We start from the raw sequence: 18,889 nt of genomic DNA, 5'->3' as shown, positions 1-18,889 counted from the left end.
GTCATCGTCCGGTCACGGACGAACGGTGACCAAATCCGGCGCGCCGGAGGTTGAGCCGCCGGCCCCGGGGCCGAAGAATCGTCGCATCCCCATCACGGCCCGCGCAGCACGCGGGCCAGAGAGACGACGACATGACGGCTTCCCCCTCGCGCCCCCGGCGGCAGCGCGTGATTCCCGCGGTGCGCGATCCCGCGCTCGAGCTTTCGCTGGTCAAGCCGATCGCGACCGGCGACAACCACCAGCGCGCGGCCACGGTGCAGGACACCGACGGCGAGCCGCTGCTGCAGTTCGAGGGCCGCAGCAACCCCTACCTCGAGCACCAGCGCAACGACCTGCTGCTGAGCCTGCAGCACATGCGCAGCGAGGGCCACGACGAGATGGTTTTCATGTGCATCACCCACTGCAAGGAGCTGAGCTTCAAGGCGATCCACTACGAACTCTCGAACATGCAGCTGCGCGTGCGCGCCGACGACGTGGCCGGCGCGCTGCAGCTCGCGCCGCGGGTGCGCGCGTTGCTCGAGTTCCTGGCCAAGACCTGGGACGTGCTCTCGACCATCACGCCGCACGAGTTCAACCAGTTCCGCAACACGCTGGGCATCGCCTCGGGCCAGCAGTCCTACATGTACCGGCACGTGGAATTCATCCTCGGCAACAAGTCGATTCCGCTGGCGCGCGCGCATGCCAACAACCCCGAGGTGTGGCCCCACATGGAACGCGCGCTGAATGCGCCCAGCCTCTACGACGACGTGCTCGCGCTGCTGCACCGGCGCGGCGTGCCGGTGCCGGTCGAGGCGCTGGCGCGCGACTGGTCGGCCAGCTATGCGCCCAACGCGGACGTGGAGGCCGCGTGGCTGCAGGTCTACGGCGACCCGGCACCCGAGAACGATCTCTACCGGCTCGGCGAGGCGCTGATGGACATCGCCGACGTGTTCTCGCAGTACCGCTGGCGCCATTTCGTCTCGGTCGAACGCATCCTGGGCTTCAAGCCCGGCACGGGCGGCTCGGCCGGCGTGGGCTGGCTGCGCAGCGTGGTCGACCACCGCTTCTTTCCCGAGCTGTGGTCGGTGCGCACGCGGCTCTGAGCCTTTTCTTTCGTTTTTCTTTCTGGAGCACGTGTGTTCGATCAACTGCCGGCCTATGCCGACGATCCCATCCTCGGCCTGTTCGAGGCCTACAAGGCCGACCCGCGGCCGCACAAGGTCAACCTCGGCATCGGCATCTATTGCGACGAGCAGGGCCGGGTGCCGGTGCTGGCTTCGGTGCGCGCGGCGCGCGCGCTGCTGGCGGAGGCCGATGCGCCCAGCGTCTATGCGCCGACCGAGGGGGCGCAGCCCTACCGCGACGCGGTGCGGCAGCTGGTGTTCGGCGAGGTGGCAACGGCGCCGCTCGTGGTGGTGCAGACCGTGGCCGGCACCGGCGCGCTCAAGACCGGCGCGGACCTGCTGAAGGACCTGTCGCCCGAGGCCACGGTGTGGATGCCCGACCCGACCTGGGCCAACCATGCGGCGATCTTCGAGGGCGCGGGGCTGCGCGTCGATCACTATCCCTACTACGACGGCAGGACCGGCGGCTTCGACCTCGACGGCGCCATCGCCACGCTCGGCAAGCTTCCGGCCGGCGACATCGTGCTGCTGCATCCCTGTTGCCACAACCCGACCGGCGTGGACCCCTCGCACGAGGAGTGGCACGCGCTGTTCGACACCATCGCGCAGCGCGGCCTGCTGCCCTTCTTCGACATGGCCTACCAGGGCTTCGCGCAGGGCGTGGACGAGGACGCCTGGGCGGTGCGCGAATGCGTGCGTCGCGGCATCCCCTGCCTGGTGGCGAGCTCGTTCTCGAAGATCTTCTCGCTCTATGGCGAACGCGTGGGCGCGCTCGCCGTGCATGCGCCGGGCGCCGACGCGGCGCGGCTGCTGGGCCGGCTCAAGCTCGGCATCCGGCGCAGCTATTCGTGCCCGCCGGGGCAGGGCGCGGCGCTGGTGCAGGCGATCCTGTCGGACCGCGCGCTCGAGGCGCAATGGCGCGCCGAGCTCGAGTCGATGCGGCTGCGCATGCGCGCGATGCGCACGGCGCTGCATCGCGCGCTGGGACCGGGCTCCGGATACCTGGTGGCGCAGCACGGCATGTTCAGCTACACGGGACTGGCGCCCGCGCGGATCGATGCGCTGCGCGAACGCTTCGGCGTCTACCTCGTGGGCTCGGGGCGGCTGTGCGTCGCGGGGCTCAATCCGTCGAACATCGAACGGGTAAGCGCCGCGCTCGCGGCGGTGCGCGCATGAGGCGGCCCGAACGCATCCTCGTCGTGGGCGCCGGCATCGCGGGCTGCTCGGCGGCGATCGCGCTGGCGAGCCGCGGCTTCGGCGTCACGCTGGTCGAGAAGCAGGCCGAATGGCGCTTCCAGAGCTCGGGCATCTTCATCTACGGCAACGGGCTCGAGGCGCTGCGCGCGGTGGGCGTGCTGCCGCGCATCCTCGAGGCCGGCTTCGCGATCGAGGACGGGCGCAACGTCTACCTCGACCACCTGGGCGCGCCGATCGTCGACGTGTTCTATCCGCGCTCGCGCGGCGGCGCGGCGCCGATCGTGGGCATCAAGCGCTCGCAGATGCACCGCGTGTTGGCAGACCGGCTGTCGGCGCTGGGCGTGGAGATCCGGCTCGCGACCACGGTGGAACGGGTCGACCCCGAGGGCGAGTGCGCGCAGGTGCTGCTGTCCGACGGCACGGCGCAGGCCTTCGACCTGGTCGTCGGCGCCGACGGCATCCGCTCGCAACTGCGCGAACAGGTGACGGGACCGCTCGCACCGCGCTACACCGGCTTCGGCGTCTGGCGCAGCGTGCACGAGCGGCCGCGCGCGCTGGTGGCCAAGATCATGATGATGGGCATCGGCAAGCGGCTGGGGATCATGCCGATCGCCGACGACCGGCTCTACCTGTTCGGCACCGTGGCCGAGCCGGCCGGCCGCTGGTATCCGAAGGAGGACTGGCCCGCGCGCATGCGCGAGCGCTTCGCCGAGTTCGGCGGACCGGCGCGGCCTTTCCTCGACCAGCTCGGCGCGGACTCGGAGCTGCTCTACACGGCGGTCGAGGAAGTGCAGGCGCCGCTGCCCTGGCATGCGGGGCGCCTCCTGCTGATCGGCGACGCGGCCCATGCCTCGACGCCGTTCATGGGGCAGGGCGGCGCCATGGCGGTGGAGGACGCGGTGGTGCTGGCCCGGATGCTGGCCGACCACGGCATTTCGGACGCCACCTTGCGCGCCTTCGGCGAGCGCCGCTATCCGATGTGCCGCTTCGTGCAGGACGCCTCGCGCCAGGTGGGCGAGGCCGGCGCGGTGGAGGACGCCGCGAGCTGCGCCTTGCGCAACGCAGCGATGCGCGAGGGCGCGCAGCGGCAGGTCGATGCGTTCTACGGCCGACTGGACGCGCTGCGCGCGGCTTGAACCGGGCGCTTATGCCTGGATCGGCCTAAGCATCTGACGAATGGGTCGTTCGCGCGCGGGCGGCGGCGCGACAGAATCGCGCGCGTCCTCCAGCCCGTACCCGAAAGTTCTCCATGCGCGTCCCCTCCCTTCTGAAGCCGGCCCTCGTGTTCTGGGCCGGCGCGTTGATCGCCCTGGGCGCGCAGGCGCAAACCCCCGCCGCTTCCTATCCGGCCAAGGCGGTCCACATCACCGTGGCCAACACGCCCGGCAGCTCGCCCGACGTGCTCGCGCGCTACCTCTCGACGCGGCTGTCGGAGCAATGGAAGCAGCCCGTGGTGGTCGACAACAAGGCCGGCGCGGCCGGCATCCTGGCGGCCGACGGGCTCGCCAAGGCGCAGCCCGACGGCTATTCGCTGCTGGTGGGCGCCGACGGCCCGATCACCATCCTGCCGAACCTGCAGGCCAGCCTGCCCTACGACGCGCGGCGCGACCTGCTGCCGGTGGTGTCGCTGGGCCAGATCGACTTCGTGCTGGTGGCCAATCCCAAGACCGGCTATCGCAGCGTGGCCGACTTCGTGCGCGCCGCCAAGGCGCAGCCGGGCCGCATCAACTACGCCTCGGCCGGCAACGGCAGCCCGCAGCAGCTGGGCATGGAGCTGTTCAAGCAGAAGGCCGGCATCTACGTGACCCACATCCCCTACCGCGGCGGCCCGCTGGGCATGCAGGACGTGATCGCGGGCCAGGTCGACGTGATGCTGATCGCCGTGGGCCCGGCGCTGCCGCACATCCGCAGCGGCCGGCTGGTGGCGCTGGGCACGGGCGGCGAGAAGCGCCATCCGCTGCTGCCGGAGGTGCCGACCCTGGGCGAGAGCTACCCCGGCTACCGCGCCGGTACCTGGTTCGGCCTGTTCGCGCCCGCGAACACGCCGCAGCCGGTGGTCGACGCGATCGCGCAGGAGGCCGGCCGCATCGTGCGCACGCCGGCCGCGCGCGCCGACCTCGCGGCCCAGGGCATCGAGGCCACCGGCTTCGCGCAGCGCCAGTTCCAGGGCCAGGTGGCGGCCGAGTACGAGCGCTATGCGCAGATCGTGAAGGCGAACGGGATCAAGGCGGAATAAAAGCCGGTCAGCGCACCGACTTGGCCAGCGCCCGCGCGAAGGCCGCGACGTCCTCGTCGCGGCAGACCTCCGCGATCAGCGGCGCATGGCCCTGCGCCACGGCTGCCAGCGCCATGGCCTTCTTCGGGCACAGGCCCAGGCAACTGGACTGCACCACGCGCAGCCGAATCGGCACGTCGCGCAGTTCGTGCTTGAGCGCCTTGCGCACCGGCCTGGCCTGCAGCTTCGCGGGGCCGTCCTTGCGCGCCTCGCACTCGCCGCAGACCAGCACGAGGCCGCCGAGCTTGGTGTCTACCAGGGGTGGGGAATGGCTCACGCGGGGTCCTTCGCTGGGGTCTTGCGGACCATCTTGGGGGCGTGGCCGCGCCGCGCAAGTCGGCCGAGCGGCCGTCCGGGTGCGCGGGATGCACCGGATCCCTGCGCTGGATCAATGTCCCGGGCCGCCCGAATGCGCTAAGGTCCGGCCATCCGCGCCTGTTTGGCGTACTTTTTCACGACTTTCACCGACCATGTCCCGTCCCCCCATCGAGATCGAAACCGCCCCCCATCCCACCGCCACGGTGATCGTGATGCATGGCCTGGGCGCCGACGGCAACGACTTCGTGCCCATCGCCAACGAGCTCGACCTCTCGAGCGTGGGGCCGGTGCGCTTCGTGTTCCCGAACGCGCCCGTGATCCCGGTCACCATCAACGGCGGCTACCAGATGCCGGCCTGGTACGACATCGCGGTGGCCGACCTGGTGGCGCGCGAGGACGAGGCCGGCCTGCGCCGCTCGCAGGCCACGATCGAGGCGCTGATCGCCAACGAGAAGGCGCGCGGCATCGCGGCCGAGCGCATCGTGGTGGCCGGCTTCTCGCAGGGCTGCGCGATGGCGCTGATGACCGGCCTGCGCCACGGCGAGCGGCTCGCGGGCATCGTCGGCCTCTCGGGCTACCTGCCGATCGCGGCCACCACCGCGGCCGAGCGCCATGCGGCCAACCACGACACGCCCGTGTTCCTCGCGCACGGCCGGCAGGACCCGGTGGTGCCGATCGCGCGCGCCCAGCAGTCGCGCGACGCGCTCGCGGCACTGGGCTACACCATCGAATGGCACGAGTACGCGATGGCGCACTCGGTCTGCATCGAGGAGATCGGCGACCTCAACGCCTTCCTGCTGCGCGTGCTCGCACGCTGAACCGGCGGGCCGAGGCGCCCGCGACACTCGAAAGGAGACACCCCATGATCCTCGTCATCGGCCATGCCACCGCCAAGCCCGACACCCTGCAGGCCATGCTGGCGATCAGCGTCGAGCACGTGCAGCGCTCGCGCGCCGAGCCCGGCTGCCTCTCGCACGAGGTCTCGACCGATGCGATGCAGCCGCTGCGGCTCACCTTCGTCGAGCGCTGGAGCGACATGGCGGCGCTGCAGGTGCATTTCCGCGTCGAGGCCTCGCGCGCCTTCGGCAAGGCGCTGGCCGCGATGGCCGACGGGCCGCCGCAGATCCACGTCTACCAGTCCGACGAGATCGACCTGGCCGGCCTCGCGGGCCGCTCGGGTGCTGCGCCACGGACCCCCGAAAAGAGCTGATCGCGTCAGCGCGTCGAAAGGTGATGCTATGGAAAAAATAGCGGACCGCAGCATAGCCGGCAGCGGGTTTCCCTGCACGAGCAGCGCCCGCGCCGCCGTGCTACCTTCCAGCCCCTCAGAAGATTGATGGGTCATAACAATATGAGCAACAGATTGCAGGAGAGGCTGGGTTCGCTCTCGGCCGGGCGGTTGAAAGGCATGCGGCGCGGCATCGAGAAGGAAAGCCTGCGCGCGCTGCCCGACGGCAAGCTCGCGCTGACGCCCCATCCGCTCGCGCTCGGCTCGGCGCTGACCCATCCGCACATCACGACCGACTTCAGCGAGTCGCAGCTCGAGCTGATCACGGGCGTGCACGGCGACGCCGAGGCCGCGCTCGACGAGCTGACCCGCGTCCACCAGTTCACCTACCGCGTGCTCGACCAGCTCGGCGATGAGCGCATGTGGGTCTCGAGCATGCCCTGCGGCCTGCCGACCGACGAGACCATTCCGATCGGCCGCTACGGCTCGTCGAACGTGGGCCGCGCCAAGAGCGTCTACCGCATGGGCCTGAGCCACCGCTACGGCCGCCGCATGCAGACCATCTCGGGCATCCACTACAACTGGTCGCTGCCCGAGGTCTCGAGCGAAGCGTATTTCGCGCTGATCCGCAACTTCCGCCGCCACGCCTTCCTGCTGCTGTACCTGTTCGGCGCCTCGCCGGCGCTGTGCTCGAGCTTCGTCGCGGGCCGCCCGCACGAGCTGCAGCCGCTGGGCGACGGCAGCATGTTCATGCCGCACGGCACCTCGCTGCGCATGGGCCGCCTGGGCTACCAGAGCGACGCGCAGGCCTCGCTGGCCGTGAGCTACAACAGCCTCGAGGGCTACGGCGCCTCGCTGCAGGACGCGCTCACGCGCCCCTGGCCGGCCTACGAGGCCATCGGCATCCGCAACCTCGGCGGCGACTACAACCAGCTCGGCACCAGCCTGCTGCAGATCGAGAACGAGTTCTACGGCACGATCCGCCCCAAGCGCGTGATCAACCCCGGCGAGCGCCCGCTGCATGCGCTGCGCGAGCGCGGCGTCGAGTACGTCGAGGTGCGGCTGATGGACCTCGATCCCTTCGAGACCGTGGGCATCAACGCCCAGACCATGCGCTTCCTCGACGTGTTCCTGCTGCACTGCCTGCTCAGCGACAGCCCCGACGACACGCCGCAGGAGATCGCCGACCTGGCGCACAACCAGCACCTGACGGCCGCGCGCGGCCGCGAGCCGGGCCTGGCGCTGCTGCGCGGCGGCCAGCCGGTGTCGCTGGTCGACTGGGGCCTGGAACTGGTCGAGCAGTGCGCGCCGATCGCCGAGCGGCTCGATGCCGCGCACGGCGGCACGGCCCATGCCGAGGCGGTGCGCGCCGCGCGCGAGGCGCTGGGCAACCCCGACAGCCTGCCCTCGGCGCGCGTGCTCGCGGCCATCGAGCACGAGCATGCCAACTCCTTCATCGGCTTCATCCGCGCGCGCTCCGAGCAGACCCGCGCCGCGCTGATGGCGCTGCCCTTCTCCGAGGCCCAGCGCGCCGTATTCGCGCGCATGACCGAGGATTCGATCCAGGAGCAGAAGCGCATCGAGATGGCCGACACCATGCCGTTCGAGATCTACCGCGAGCAGTACGTGTCGCCCACGCGCCTGGGCGTGGGCAAGGGCCAGCGGGTGGCCGTCGCGGCCTGACGGCGGGCCGCCCGGCCGCCGGCTGACGACAGCCGTCTTGGCCCGTGGCCTACAGGCGGTCGGTGCCGCTGGCTCACGCTGCACCGCCGCATGGCTGAGAGGATCGGACCATGCAAGCCGTCGCCCGCCAGCCGTTCCCTCCCGCCTCGTTCCGCGCCCTGGCCGATCCGCAACGGTGCGGCACTGCGCGGGGCGGGCGATCATGAGTCTCAAGGCCTACCTCGTCGAAGACAGCCCCGTGATCCGCGAGAACCTCGTGGGTTTCCTCGAGGACGTGACCGAGACCGAGGTGCTGGCCGTGGCCGGCAGCGAGGACGAGGCAGTGGCCTGGCTGCAGCGGCACCGCGACGACTGGGACCTGACCATCGTCGACCTGTTCCTCGAGCGCGGCAACGGCCTGGGCGTGCTCGATGCCTGCCGCCAGCGTTCGCCGCACCAGAAGGTGGTGGTGCTCAGCAACTACGCCACCGCCGAGATGCGCGACCGCTCGCGCCTGCTGGGCGCCGACGCCTTCTTCGACAAGTCGGCCGAGCTCGACCAGCTCGTCGCCTACTGCGAAACCCTGCACGAAACCTCGTCGCACGAGTGACTGGCGGGACCGCCCGGGCGCGGCCGCGCGGTACTTTCTGAGGTAAAACGCGCCGCGGCGCGTGCGGTTTGGACGCGTCCTCCATCCATTCTCCGAGAGACCGAGACGACATGAGCAACGACAGCAGCATCGACTTCCAGGGCCGCGTGGCCATCGTGACCGGCGCCGGCGGCGGCCTGGGCCGCCAGCATGCGCTGGCCCTCGCGGCGCGCGGCGCCAAGGTGGTGGTCAACGACCTCGGGGGGGCGCGCGACGGCTCGGGCGGCTCGGTGAGCGCGGCGCAGGCGGTGGTCGACGAGATCAAGGCCGCGGGCGGCGAGGCGATCGCCAACGGCGCTTCGGTCACCGACTTCGAGGCCGTGCAGGCCATGGTGCAGCAGGCGGTCGATGCCTGGGGCCGGGTCGACATCCTCGTGAACAACGCCGGCATCCTGCGCGACAAGAGCTTCGCCAAGATGGAACTGGCCGACTTCAAACTGGTGGTCGACGTGCACCTGATGGGCGCCGTGAATTGCACCAAGGCCGTCTGGGCGCTGATGAACGCGCAGAAGTACGGCCGCATCGTGATGACCACCTCCTCGAGCGGCCTGTACGGCAACTTCGGCCAGAGCAACTACGGCGCCGCCAAGCTGGCGCTGGTGGGCCTGATGCAGACCCTGAGCATCGAGGGCGCGAAGAACGACATCCGCGTCAACTGCCTGGCGCCCACCGCGGCCACGCGCATGACCGAGGACCTGTTCCCGCCCGACATGCTCGAGGCCTTCCAGCCCGAGGCCGTGGTGCCGGCGATGCTGGTACTGGCGGCCGAGAACGCGCCCACGCGCGCCATCCTGTGCGCGGGCGCCGGCACCTTCGAGGCCGCGCACATCACGCTCACGCAGGGCGCCTGGATCGGCATCGGCGGCGACACGCCCGAGCAGCTGGCCGCGCGGCTCGACGAGGTGCGCGCGCGCGAGGGCGAGCAGGTGCCCCAGAGCGGCACCGCGCAGGGCGCGAACGAGGTCGCGAAGGCGAAGGCGGCGCGCGGCTGAATTCCGCCCGGGCGTTCATGGCGCTTGACCTCGAGTGCACGCGAGCACTTCCAATGAAATCCACCGGGCCCCCGGTGCTTTCCATTGACGCTCAAGAGGACATCGCCATGAACACCACCACCGCCAGCAACAAGGCGCTCATCCAGCACATCCACGCCCAGCTCGACCAAGGCAACAGCCGGCCCTTCCTCGAGGGCTTCGCCGACGACGCGACCTGGAAGCTCGAGGGCAGCACCGCCTGGTCGCGCACCTACCGCGGCAGGAAGGCGATCCGCGAGGAGCTGCTGAACCCGCTGTTCGCCCAGTTCGCCACCCCCTACACCAGCCGCACCGAGCACGTCCTGGCCGACGAGGACCGGGTGGTGGTGCAATTCAGCGGCGATGTGCTGACCCATGCGGGGCGCCGCTACAACAACCGCTATTGCTACGTCTACCGACTCGAAGGAGGCCTGGTGAAGGAGCTGATCGAGTATTTCGACACCGGCCTGGTGGCCTCGGCGCTGGAAGCGCCCGGGGTCGCGGCCCCGGCCGATGCCGGCGCCTGAGGCCCGGCGCGGCGTCGCGCAGGGCACGCCGTTCCTGATCGGCGAGCTGGCGCAGCGCACCGGCCGCAGCGTGCATGCGATCCGCTGGTACGAGAGCCAGGGGCTGGTGCCCGGCGTGGTGCGCGACGCGGGCGGGCGGCGCCTGTACGGCGAGCCCCACATCGGCTGGCTCGACCTGATGGACCGGCTGCGCCGCACCGGCATGTCGATCGCCGAGATGCGCGAGTACACCGCGCTCGCGCTGCGCGGCCGCGCCACCCTGGCCGAGCGGCGCGCGTTGCTCGCGGCGCACCGCGAGCGCGTGAATCAGACCATCGCCGAATGGAAGCGCGCGCTGTCGCTGGTCGACCGCAAGATCGACTTCTACGACGCCTGGATCGAGAGCGGGCAGCGCCCGCCGCTCATTCCCACCGGCGCGCCCGAGCCGGCGCGGCCACCGCGCCAGCCGGACACGCCGGCGCCTTCGCGCCGCGCGCGTCGAAGCTGAAGGGCGCCGAAGGCTTATTCGGCCACCAGCCCCATGCCGCCGTCGCGGCGGATCGACTCGCGGTCGCGGTGGTTGTGCAGCCGGCCCAGCGTGCTGTCGAGCAGGCGCTTGAGCTTGTCGGACGCGCCGCGGAAGGCCTCGTCCATGCTGGACGCGTGCTGCTTCACCGCCAGCGGCTGGTGGTGCGCGAGCCGCGCTTCCATCACGCAGCACTTGTCGCGTTCGCCGGCCTTCTCGTGGTTTTCATCGCTCAGGTGCACTTCCACGCGTGTCACGTCGTCGGCGAAGCGCTGCAGCTGCTGCTGGATCTCGGTGTCGGCCCAGCGCTCGAGCGCTTCCTTGTTGTCGATGCCGTTGCTCGTGTTGACCTGTATCTGCATGTCCAGTGTCTCCCTTCTTGGATGTCAGGTTGGAGGATCGAAACGAGTCTTCACTCTGAACGCTGAAACCGTGGCGTGCGTAGGCCAAGGCCCTGCCGGCGGGCCGGGCAGGGTTGGCGATCCGCGGACGAAGGGACGGGCTACGCGCCCAGGCGCGGCACCACGATGTGCTCGGGCGGCAACGCCGCCCGGTGGCGTTCCCAGGCCGCGGCGAAACCGTTTTCGAGGTGGCGCGTGTAGGTCGCGGTGTCGAACAGCGCGCAGTGCCCGCGCGCGGCGGCCAGCTCGGCGCGCAGCGCCGCGAGGCGCGGCGGGTCGGTGGCGAGCGCCAGGGCCAGTGCCTCGTAGGCGGCCGGGGAGTCGGTCGCGAGCTGCGGGAAACCGGCCGCGCCCAGCAGGCTGCCCGCCACGCGGCCGGCGAAGGTCTGGCCCACGCAGCTCACGAGCGGCAGCCCGGCCCACAGCGCGTCGCTGGCGGTCGTGTGGGCGTTGTAGGGCAGGTTGTCCAGGCACAGGTCGGCCAGCGCCAGGCGCTGCAGGTGGGCCGACTGCTCGGCCCAGGGCGCGAACACCAGCCGCTCCGAGGCGATGCCATGCGCGGCGGCGCGCTCGCGCAGGTTCCGTTCGTAGGCCTCGGTGCCGCCCTTGAGCCAGAGCACGCTGCCCTCGACCCGCGCAAGCAGCCGCAACCAGATGTCGAAGAACGCGGCCGTGAGCTTCTGGCCGTTGTTGAAGTTGCAGAAGACGAAGGCCCCCTCCGGCAGGCCGGCATCGGCGCGCGACAGCGGCCCGGCGGCCGTCTCGCGGCGCGAGTCGTTGGGCTGGTAGGCGTCGGGCAGGTAGAGGATCTTCTCGCTGTAGTCCGCGCGCGCCGCCTCGGGGATCAGGAAGGGGTCGGCCACCAGGTAGTCGATGAAGGGCGCGCCCAGCGTGCCCGGGAAGCACAGGTAGCTGAGCTGCAGCGGTGCCGGCCGCAGCGCCAGCACCGAGGGCCGCGCATCGATGGTGTAGCCGCCGAGGTCCACCAGGATGTCGATGCCGAGGTCGGCGATGGCCTGCGCGGTCTCGCTGTCCGACAGCTCGTGCGCGTCGACGAAGCGGTCGAAGGCCCGCTCGAGCCGCTCGCGCATCGCGCTGCCGTCGCTCTTGCGCAGCGAGATCGCCGTGACCTCGAAGCGCTCGCGGTCGTGGCGCTCGAACACCTCGGCCACCAGGAAGGAGGTGGCATGGCGCCCGAAGTCGGCCGAGATGTAGCCGACGCGCAGGCGCTCGCCCTCGGCGCGCACCGCCGCGTGCAGCGGTTCGGGCGCCATCGGGTAGTGGCGCTGCGCATGCAGCCGCGCCACCTGCAGCTGTTCCTGCGGCGTGGAAGGCAGGATCAGCAGCGCGAAGGGCTCGATGCATTCGCGCTGCGCGCGGATGTCCTCGCGCAGCAGCGCCATCTGGGCGTCGAAGTCCTGCCAGTCGGCGATGGCCGCGCGCGCATAGAGCAGGCCGCCGCGCGCGAAGGCGTAGTCGGCGTCGCCGGGATGCTCGCGCAGGGTCCGGTCGTACAGCTGTGCCGCGTCCGCGAAGCGCCGCGCCTGGCACAGCGCGGTGCCGTAGTTCTCGATCAGCGTGGGATGCGCGGGCTGCAGCGCCAGCGCGCTTTCGTAGCACTGAAGTTCCTGTGCATGCAGGCGCAGCTTGCCGCAGGCCGCGCCGCGGTTCATGTGGGCCTCGAAGGCGCCCGGGCGCAATTGCACCGCGCGGTCGAAATGGGCCAGCGCCTCCTCGGCCTTGCCGAGCGCGAGCAGCGCGAGGCCCAGGTCGTGCTCGGCCTCGAACAGGTTCGGCTGGCGCTGCAGCAGCGTGCCGAAGGCCTCGGCCGCGGTGCGGTGCTGGCCCGACTTCTGGCAGGCCATGCCGAGGTAGTACCAGCTCTCGAGGGAATTCGGGTCGTAGCGCAGCGAGGCGCGCAGCCGCTCGATGGCTTGCGGGAAGTCCTGCGTCTGGCCCGCGATGAAGCCCAGCAGCCGGTTCGCGGCGGCCATGTGCTGGCCTTTTTTCAGCAGCTGCAGCAGCACTTTCTGCGCAGCGGAATACTGGCCCTGCCGGAAAAGCAGTTCGGCCGACTGCAAGCTCATTGCAGACCCTTGTGGTTCGGTGATCTTGGGGGGAGGGCCACGAGGTGGCGCCCGGCCGCGAGGGGCGGGCGCGCGCAGTCTAGCGTCGTCCGGTCGCGCCTGCCTGACGCGGGGGCCGAAAAAGGGCGGCGGCGCCGCCTTCGCTCAGCTCTGGATGTAGTGGGTGAGCTGCTCGATGGTCTGCTCGTGGTCGGCAATGATGTCGTCCATCAGGTCCTGGATCGAGATCATGCCCACCACCCTGTCGCCGTCGACCACCGGCAGGTGGCGGAACTTGCGCTGGCTCATCAGCGCCATGCAGGTCTGGGTGGGGGTCTGCGGGTTCACGGTCATCACGTCGGGCGTCATGATCTCCGAGACCTTGACCTCCTTGGAGTTCTTGCCCTGCAGCGCGACCTTGCGCGTGTAGTCGCGCTCGGAGAGGAAGCCGACCAGCCGGTCGCCCTCCATCACCATCAGGGCACCGACCTCGAAATGCGCCAGCGTGGCCAGCGCATCGAACACCGTGGTGCCCGGCGAGGTCCGCCAGGCCGCGGAGTCGTGACGTTTGAGCAGTTCGGAGACGGGTTTCATCGCGGCAACTCCTTGAAAAAAGTCTGGATTCGACCGACGCCGGAAGGCGCGCTCTGCGACAAATCATAGGGGCTGGCACGCGCGAGCGGCGCAAGACTTTGCAAGCGTGCGGCCATGCCGCGCGCGGCAAAGACCCCGGTATCCCCGCGCGGCGGGGGCGTATCGATCGATTCAGGTTCGCGGTTCACAATGCGCACCCCGGACCGGTGCATGCACCGTCCCATTCCATCCCGCAGCCACAAACACAAGAAAGACACGCACCGATGGCGATCCAGTGGTTCCCCGGTCACATGCATCTCACGCAGAAGGCGATCACCGAGCGCGTGAAGGACATCGACGTGGTGATCGAGCTGCTCGACGCGCGGCTGCCCGGCTCGAGCGCCAACCCGATGCTCGCGCGGCTGACCGCCAACCGGCCGGCGCTCAAGGTGCTCAACAAGCAGGACCTGGCCGATCCCGAGCGCACCGAGCGCTGGCTCGCGCACTACAACGGCCTGCCGGCCACGCGCGCGATCCCGCTCGACGCCAGCCTCTCGACGCCCGCGCAGCAGATCGTGCGCGCCTGCCACGCGCTCTCGCCCAACCGCGGCGGGCTCGCCAAGCCGATGCGGGTGCTGATCTGCGGCATTCCGAACGTGGGCAAGTCGACGCTGATCAACACCCTGACCGGCGGGCGCAAGGCCAAGACCGGCGACGAGGCCGGCATCACCAAGCTCGAGCAGCGCATCACGCTGGCCGACGACTTCTACCTCTGGGACACGCCCGGCATGCTGTGGCCGCGCATCGTGGTGCCCAAGAGCGGCTACAACCTCGCGGCCAGCGGCGCCGTGGGGCGCAATGCCTTCGACGAGGAGGAGGTGGCGCTCGAGCTGCTCGGCTACCTCAAGCAGCACTACGCGGCGGGGCTGGTGGCGCGCTTCAAGCTGGTCGAGCACGAGCATGCGCCCGGGGAACTCGCCGAGATGCGCGACGAGGCGCTGCTCGACACCATCGGCCGCAAGCGCGGCGCGCTGCTCGGCAAGGGGCGCGTGAACCTGCAGAAGGCGGCCGAGATCGTGATGCACGAGTTCCGCGCCGGCAACCTCGGGCGCATCACGCTCGAGACGCCCGAGGAGTTCGCCCAGTGGCTGGCCGAGGGCCAGCGCGCCGATGCCGAGCGCGAGGCCAAGAAGGCCGCGCGCAAGCAGCAGCGCAAGGGCGGCAAGGCCGCGGCCGCCGAGGACGACGCGGTCGCCTGAGGCGCAGGACCATGCAGCAGCCGGCCGCCACCGATGCCGCCTGGCGTGCGGCCCTGGCGCGCCGCTTTCCCGAACTCGACGCCGGTTCGCTCACCGCGCTCGCCGGCGCGGCCCGCCGCGAGACCGTGGCGCCGCACGCGGTGCTGCTGGCCGCGGGCAGCGCGTGGCGCCACGCCTTCTGGGTCGAGCGCGGGCTGCTGCGGCTGTACTACCTCGACGCCGAGGGTCGCGAGTCGAACAAGAACTTCCATGCCGAGGACGCCTTCGTCTGGCCCGTGACGCCGCTGCTGCGCGACGAGTCGGCCGCCTTCTTCATCGCGGCACTCGAGCCCTCCGTGGTGCGCTGCCTGCCGTGCGACGTGCTCGAAGCGGCGGTCGCGGCGCTGCCCTCGTGGACCGCGCTGCGGCTGGCGGCGCTGGCGGGTTTGTTCGACGACAAGCTGCGGCGCGAGCAGGCCTTCCTGCAATGCGACGCGCGCGCCCGCTACGAGGCGCTGCTGCGCGAGCGGCCCGACTGGGCGCGGCGCATTCCGTTGCGCCACCTCGCGTCCTACCTCGGCATGACCGATGTCTCGCTGTCGCGGCTGCGCGCGGAGATGGGGCTTATCGCAGGTTAAGGCGGGCCGGGGCGGCGCGCGCCACAGTCGGCGCATGCCGCCACGTACCTCGCCGCTCTCCTTCGCGCTGTCTCTTGCAGGCTGGGGCCTGCATGGCTTCGCCGTCTTCGCCTTCGGCCTCATGGCCGGCTTCTTCTGGGCCTACGGCTTCAACGTCAGCCTTGCCACGCTGCAGATGGACGGCGCGAGCTATGCCACCGTGCAGTCCAGTCTCAACCGCCATGTGCGGCACGCGATGTTCTTCGGCTTCTTCTTCGGCCCGCCGCTGCTGTGCACGCTGGCGCTCGCGGCCACTTGGCGCGAATGGCGCGCATGGCGATGTGGCTGGTTCGGCCTGCTCGCGTTCGCGGGCGCGCTCTATGCGCTGGGCATCGTGGTGTTCACCGCGCAGGTGAACCTGCCGCTCAATGCCTACACCGAGTCGTGGGATCCGCGCGCGCTGCCGCCCGACTGGGCCGAGACGCGCGCACGCTGGCATGCCGCCAACCTCTGGCGCTGCGCGGCCAGCGCGCTGGCCTTCGCGCTGTCGATCGCGGCGCTCGCGCTGCGTGCGCGGGCTGTCGCCGATGCAACTGCCGCGCGCGTTCCGGTCACGGACGCGACGGGCCGGGCCAGGGGCGCTTCGTAGAGTGGGCTCGACCCATTCTGGTCGACAAGGAGAGTCCCCCTCTCGAAGGAGCATCCGATGCTAGACACCATCCAGGCCTTGAATCGAACGGCCGCATTCAACCGCTGGGCCGGCTTCGAAGTCGTGCGCGCGGAAAAGGGCGAGGCCGAGCTGCGCATGGCATGGCGCGAGGCCGACATGGGCCAGTACGCCGGCTTCCTGCATGCCGGCATGATCGGCGCGCTGCTCGACACCGTCTGCGGCTTCGCGGCCGCCACCGTGGCGGGCCGCGTGCTGGCCTCGCACTTCTCGGTCGATTGCATGGCGCCCGCGCTGGGCCGCGTCTTCGTGGCGCGCGGGCGCGTCGTGAAGGCCGGGCGCAAGCAGGTCTTCACCGCGGCCGAGCTGTTCGGCGAGGTCGAGGACGGCACGCTGAAGCTGCTGGCCACGGGCAGCACGATCCTGGTGCCGGTGCCCGACGACAAGGGCTGAGGCCTTCAGCGCGCGGCCGTCAGGGCCGCCGCGGGCGCCCGATCCGGCGCCCGCTTCTCCTGCGGCGGCAGGCCGAACAGCGGCCGCAGCCAGCGCACGCGGCGGATCAGCGCGTCGTTGAGCAGCCAGCAGCCCCCCAGCGTGGCCGCGAGGATCAGCGCCGGCTCGAGCACCGGGCCGAGCGCCAGCGGCGCCAGCCAGACGATCGCCAGCACGATCAGCGTCTGGTGCAGCATGTACCAGGGATAGACCGAGGCATTGGCCCAGCGCAGCCAGGGCCAGGGGCGGTTCAGGTAACGGTGACCATGGCCGAGGAGGGTGGCGACCGCGGCCCAGAGGTAGAGCGAGCGCAGCACGGCGTTGACTTCGTTCGGCACGCTGCCGGCGCCCAGCGTGCGCGCCGCGATGTAGGCGGCGACCACCGCCACGGCCAGCGCCAGCGACACGCGGCGCAGCCGCTCGAGCTCGCGCCAGATGCCGCTGTCCGCGCCCATCCAGTAGCCGTAGAGGAAGACGGTGAAGTAGATGCTGTGCAGGAAGGGGTCGCGCACCAGGTTGTGGGTCGGCGGGTAGTGCGGTGCCAGCAGCAGCGTGAAGGCCGCGAGCGGCAGCGCCGGCAGCAGCAGCAGCCAGCCGCCGCGCAGCCCGTTGAAGGCCCGGCGCAGCGCCTGGCCCGCGGCCGAACGCCACAGCGGCAGCGTGAGCGCCACCGCGGCCGTGTAGACGAACAGGTACGGCAGGTACCAGAGGTGGTTCCAGGTGATGCCGAACTCGGCGCCCGCGAAGGCGCCTTTGGGCCAGGACTGGCTCATCGGCAGGTAGCGCAGCAGGAAGGCGCCGAAGCCCGGCGCCACCAGGCCGTTGGCCACGCCTTCGGCATAGGCCTGCCAGGGCACGACCACCGCCATGCCGAAGGCCAGCGGCAGCATCAGCCGCAGCCCGCGGCCGCGCAGCAGCGCCGCCGTGCCCTGGTGGCGGCTCAGGAAGGCCAGCGAGACGCCCGAGATCAGGAACACCAGGTCCATGCGCCAGAGGTTCAGGATCCGCATCGGCCACTGCAGCCATTCGGCCGCATGCGGGCTCTTGAGGTGCCAGGGCCAGTCGGCCACGTAGTACATCGCCACGTGATAGACGATGACGAGCAGGAAGGCGAGGGCGCGCAGGGCGTCGATGTCGTGCCGGCGCGCTTCGGCGGCCGGCGGGGCGGAGGGGCGTGGGAATCGGTCGGCGGGCATGGGGGCTCCTGGATCGGGGTGAACGAGCGGCCATGGTCCGGGCGCGGCGCGGCGGCGGCGCGCCCGGGGGACGGACCGCCGGCACTTTGTGACGAGCGGTGGTCCCGGTGGGACGAAACAGGGGGCGAAATCCGTCCCCGGGCCGCCGCTGTCGCCCCATTCGCCACGCGGATCGCGACAATCGCCGGCCATGGCCGGCCCGCGCAAAGACCTCTACCACCGCTACGAGCCGATCCGCCGCTATGTCGAGGTCGGCTTCTGGATCGTCGTGATGGCGCTGCAGGCGCTGTTCAACACCACGGTGGCGATGGTCGACGCGCGCTCGCGCGCCGTGCCGCGCGAGACCTGGGAGATCGTGGTCTGGGAGGGCTCGAGCCACCTGGTCCTGCTGCTGCTGGTGCCGGCCATCGTGGCGCTGGAGCGCAGGCTCTCGCCGCTGGCCTCGCTCGCGCCCGGCAGGCTGGTGCGCTACCTGGCCTGGCACCTGGCGGCCAGCGTGGTGTTCAGCGTGGTTCACGTGATGGCGATGTTCGCGCTGCGCTCGCTGGCCTACGCCGCCGCTGGCGAGCACTACGCCTTCGGCGGCTGGGCCGCGCAGTGGGGCTACGAGTACCTGAAGGACGTGCGTGCCTACGTCTCGATCGTGTTCGGAATCTGGGCCTACCGGATGTTCATGCTGCGCTGGCAGGGCGAGGCCCGGGTGCTCGACGCGCCGGACGAAGCGCCTGAAGGGCCGCAAGCGTCGCCACGTCCGGCCGATGCCGTGCCCGCGCCGGCCGCAGACGCGCCGCCGCCCGCCGAACCCGCGCCGCCGCCGGCGCCCGCGCGCCCCGAGCGCTTCCTGGTGCGCAAGCTGCGCCGCGAATTCCTGATCGCCGCCGGCGACATCGACTGGCTGCAGGCCGAGGGCAACTACGTCGGCCTGCACGTCAACGGCCACGACTACCTGCTGCGCGCCACCCTGACCGACTTCCTGACCCAGCTCGATCCGGCGCTGTTCGTGCGCGTGCACCGCAGCCACGCGGTCAATCTCTCGCGGCTGCGCGAGATCGAGCCGCTCGACGGCGGCGATGCCCGGCTGCACATGCACGACGGCAGCACGGTGCCGTGCAGCCGGCGCTACCGCGAGGCCCTGCGCGGCGCGACGGCCTCCTGAACCGCCGCA

Annotated in this window: 21 protein-coding genes; 16 read left to right on the top strand and 5 right to left on the bottom strand. The window is 71.0% G+C overall.

What is annotated here, in order from left to right:
• Positions 1-131 precede the first annotated feature (131 nt).
• From R0232_RS24200 to R0232_RS24185, 4 genes are all read left to right on the top strand, one after another.
• Positions 132-1,082, top strand: coding sequence for a tryptophan 2,3-dioxygenase (locus R0232_RS24200; RefSeq protein WP_431509675.1), 951 nt, complete (start codon positions 132-134; stop codon positions 1,080-1,082).
• A 33-nt stretch (positions 1,083-1,115) separates the two neighbouring features.
• A complete protein-coding gene (locus R0232_RS24195) occupies positions 1,116-2,279 on the top strand; it encodes an aromatic amino acid transaminase (RefSeq protein WP_431509674.1) in 1,164 nt (387 codons plus the stop codon).
• Positions 2,276-3,436: an FAD-dependent oxidoreductase gene (locus R0232_RS24190; protein ID WP_431509673.1), complete on the top strand. Its 1,161-nt coding sequence runs from the start codon at positions 2,276-2,278 to the stop codon at positions 3,434-3,436. Before R0232_RS24195 ends, R0232_RS24190 begins: the two co-directional genes overlap by 4 nt.
• Before the next feature lie 113 nt (positions 3,437-3,549).
• Positions 3,550-4,536, top strand: a complete 987-nt coding sequence (locus R0232_RS24185; protein ID WP_431509672.1) for a Bug family tripartite tricarboxylate transporter substrate binding protein — start codon at positions 3,550-3,552, stop codon at positions 4,534-4,536.
• 7 nt (positions 4,537-4,543) lie between these two features.
• On the opposite strand, the gene R0232_RS24180 is transcribed toward R0232_RS24185, so the two are convergent.
• The gene (locus R0232_RS24180; RefSeq protein ID WP_431509671.1) at positions 4,544-4,852 is read right to left on the bottom strand and encodes a hypothetical protein; all 309 of its coding nucleotides are present in this window, start codon (positions 4,850-4,852) and stop codon (positions 4,544-4,546) included.
• A gap of 193 nt (positions 4,853-5,045) precedes the next feature.
• On the opposite strand from R0232_RS24180, the gene R0232_RS24175 reads away from it, so the two are divergent.
• The 7 genes from R0232_RS24175 (at position 5,046) to R0232_RS24145 (ending at position 10,456) form a co-directional block, all read left to right on the top strand.
• Positions 5,046-5,711 carry an alpha/beta hydrolase gene (locus R0232_RS24175; protein ID WP_057595650.1) on the top strand — a complete coding sequence of 222 codons (666 nt, stop codon included), beginning with the start codon at positions 5,046-5,048 and terminating at the stop codon, positions 5,709-5,711.
• A gap of 44 nt (positions 5,712-5,755) precedes the next feature.
• On the top strand, positions 5,756-6,103 hold the full coding sequence (locus R0232_RS24170) for a putative quinol monooxygenase (RefSeq protein ID WP_431509670.1): 348 nt from the start codon (positions 5,756-5,758) through the stop codon (positions 6,101-6,103).
• Between the two features lie 141 nt (positions 6,104-6,244).
• Complete coding sequence (gene gshA, locus R0232_RS24165) at positions 6,245-7,804, top strand: glutamate--cysteine ligase (RefSeq protein WP_431509669.1); 1,560 nt, start codon at positions 6,245-6,247, stop codon at positions 7,802-7,804.
• Between the two features lie 202 nt (positions 7,805-8,006).
• The gene (locus R0232_RS24160) at positions 8,007-8,393 is read left to right on the top strand and encodes a response regulator (protein ID WP_057595653.1); all 387 of its coding nucleotides are present in this window, start codon (positions 8,007-8,009) and stop codon (positions 8,391-8,393) included.
• 110 nt (positions 8,394-8,503) lie between these two features.
• Positions 8,504-9,424: an SDR family NAD(P)-dependent oxidoreductase gene (locus R0232_RS24155; RefSeq protein ID WP_431509668.1), complete on the top strand. Its 921-nt coding sequence runs from the start codon at positions 8,504-8,506 to the stop codon at positions 9,422-9,424.
• Positions 9,425-9,531: 107 nt separating this feature from the next.
• Positions 9,532-9,969: a nuclear transport factor 2 family protein gene (locus R0232_RS24150; protein ID WP_057595655.1), complete on the top strand. Its 438-nt coding sequence runs from the start codon at positions 9,532-9,534 to the stop codon at positions 9,967-9,969.
• The gene (locus R0232_RS24145; RefSeq protein ID WP_431509667.1) at positions 9,956-10,456 is read left to right on the top strand and encodes a MerR family transcriptional regulator; all 501 of its coding nucleotides are present in this window, start codon (positions 9,956-9,958) and stop codon (positions 10,454-10,456) included. The genes R0232_RS24150 and R0232_RS24145 overlap by 14 nt, the downstream gene beginning before the upstream one ends.
• Positions 10,457-10,470: 14 nt before the next feature.
• On the opposite strand, the gene R0232_RS24140 is transcribed toward R0232_RS24145, so the two are convergent.
• The 3 genes from R0232_RS24140 to R0232_RS24130 all read right to left on the bottom strand — a co-directional run bounded on the left by R0232_RS24140 (position 10,471) and on the right by R0232_RS24130 (position 13,535).
• Complete coding sequence (locus R0232_RS24140) at positions 10,471-10,836, bottom strand: HPF/RaiA family ribosome-associated protein (protein WP_093339896.1); 366 nt, start codon at positions 10,834-10,836, stop codon at positions 10,471-10,473.
• Positions 10,837-10,976: 140 nt separating this feature from the next.
• Complete coding sequence (locus R0232_RS24135; RefSeq protein ID WP_431509666.1) at positions 10,977-12,962, bottom strand: tetratricopeptide repeat protein; 1,986 nt, start codon at positions 12,960-12,962, stop codon at positions 10,977-10,979.
• Between the two features lie 144 nt (positions 12,963-13,106).
• Entirely contained in the window at positions 13,107-13,535 is a 429-nt protein-coding gene (locus R0232_RS24130; protein WP_093339891.1) for a CBS domain-containing protein, read from the bottom strand.
• 263 nt (positions 13,536-13,798) lie between these two features.
• Between R0232_RS24130 and ylqF the strand changes: the two genes are divergently transcribed.
• From ylqF to R0232_RS24110, 4 genes are read left to right on the top strand one after another with little or no spacing between them, the layout of a single operon-like run.
• Entirely contained in the window at positions 13,799-14,773 is a 975-nt protein-coding gene (gene ylqF, locus R0232_RS24125; RefSeq protein ID WP_093339888.1) for a ribosome biogenesis GTPase YlqF, read from the top strand.
• A gap of 11 nt (positions 14,774-14,784) precedes the next feature.
• A complete protein-coding gene (locus R0232_RS24120; protein WP_431509665.1) occupies positions 14,785-15,390 on the top strand; it encodes a Crp/Fnr family transcriptional regulator in 606 nt (201 codons plus the stop codon).
• Between the two features lie 34 nt (positions 15,391-15,424).
• Entirely contained in the window at positions 15,425-16,018 is a 594-nt protein-coding gene (locus tag R0232_RS24115; RefSeq protein WP_431509664.1) for an anthrone oxygenase family protein, read from the top strand.
• A gap of 57 nt (positions 16,019-16,075) precedes the next feature.
• The gene (locus R0232_RS24110) at positions 16,076-16,489 is read left to right on the top strand and encodes a PaaI family thioesterase (protein ID WP_398497271.1); all 414 of its coding nucleotides are present in this window, start codon (positions 16,076-16,078) and stop codon (positions 16,487-16,489) included.
• A gap of 5 nt (positions 16,490-16,494) precedes the next feature.
• Here the strand turns inward: R0232_RS24110 and R0232_RS24105 are convergent, their stop codons facing one another.
• A complete protein-coding gene (locus R0232_RS24105; RefSeq protein WP_431509663.1) occupies positions 16,495-17,724 on the bottom strand; it encodes an acyltransferase family protein in 1,230 nt (409 codons plus the stop codon).
• A gap of 190 nt (positions 17,725-17,914) precedes the next feature.
• Here R0232_RS24105 and R0232_RS24100 point away from each other — a divergent pair, with 190 nt between their 5' ends.
• On the top strand, positions 17,915-18,880 hold the full coding sequence (locus tag R0232_RS24100) for a LytTR family DNA-binding domain-containing protein (protein ID WP_431509662.1): 966 nt from the start codon (positions 17,915-17,917) through the stop codon (positions 18,878-18,880).
• Positions 18,881-18,889: the final 9 nt, after the last annotated feature.

Origin of the sequence: Variovorax sp. DAIF25 (assembly GCF_050711835.1) — a bacterium.
Classification (GTDB): Bacteria; Pseudomonadota; Gammaproteobacteria; order Burkholderiales; family Burkholderiaceae_C; genus Variovorax.
The sequence above is the reverse complement of the archived record's forward strand: the minus strand, read 5'-3'. Positions and strand labels throughout refer to the sequence as shown.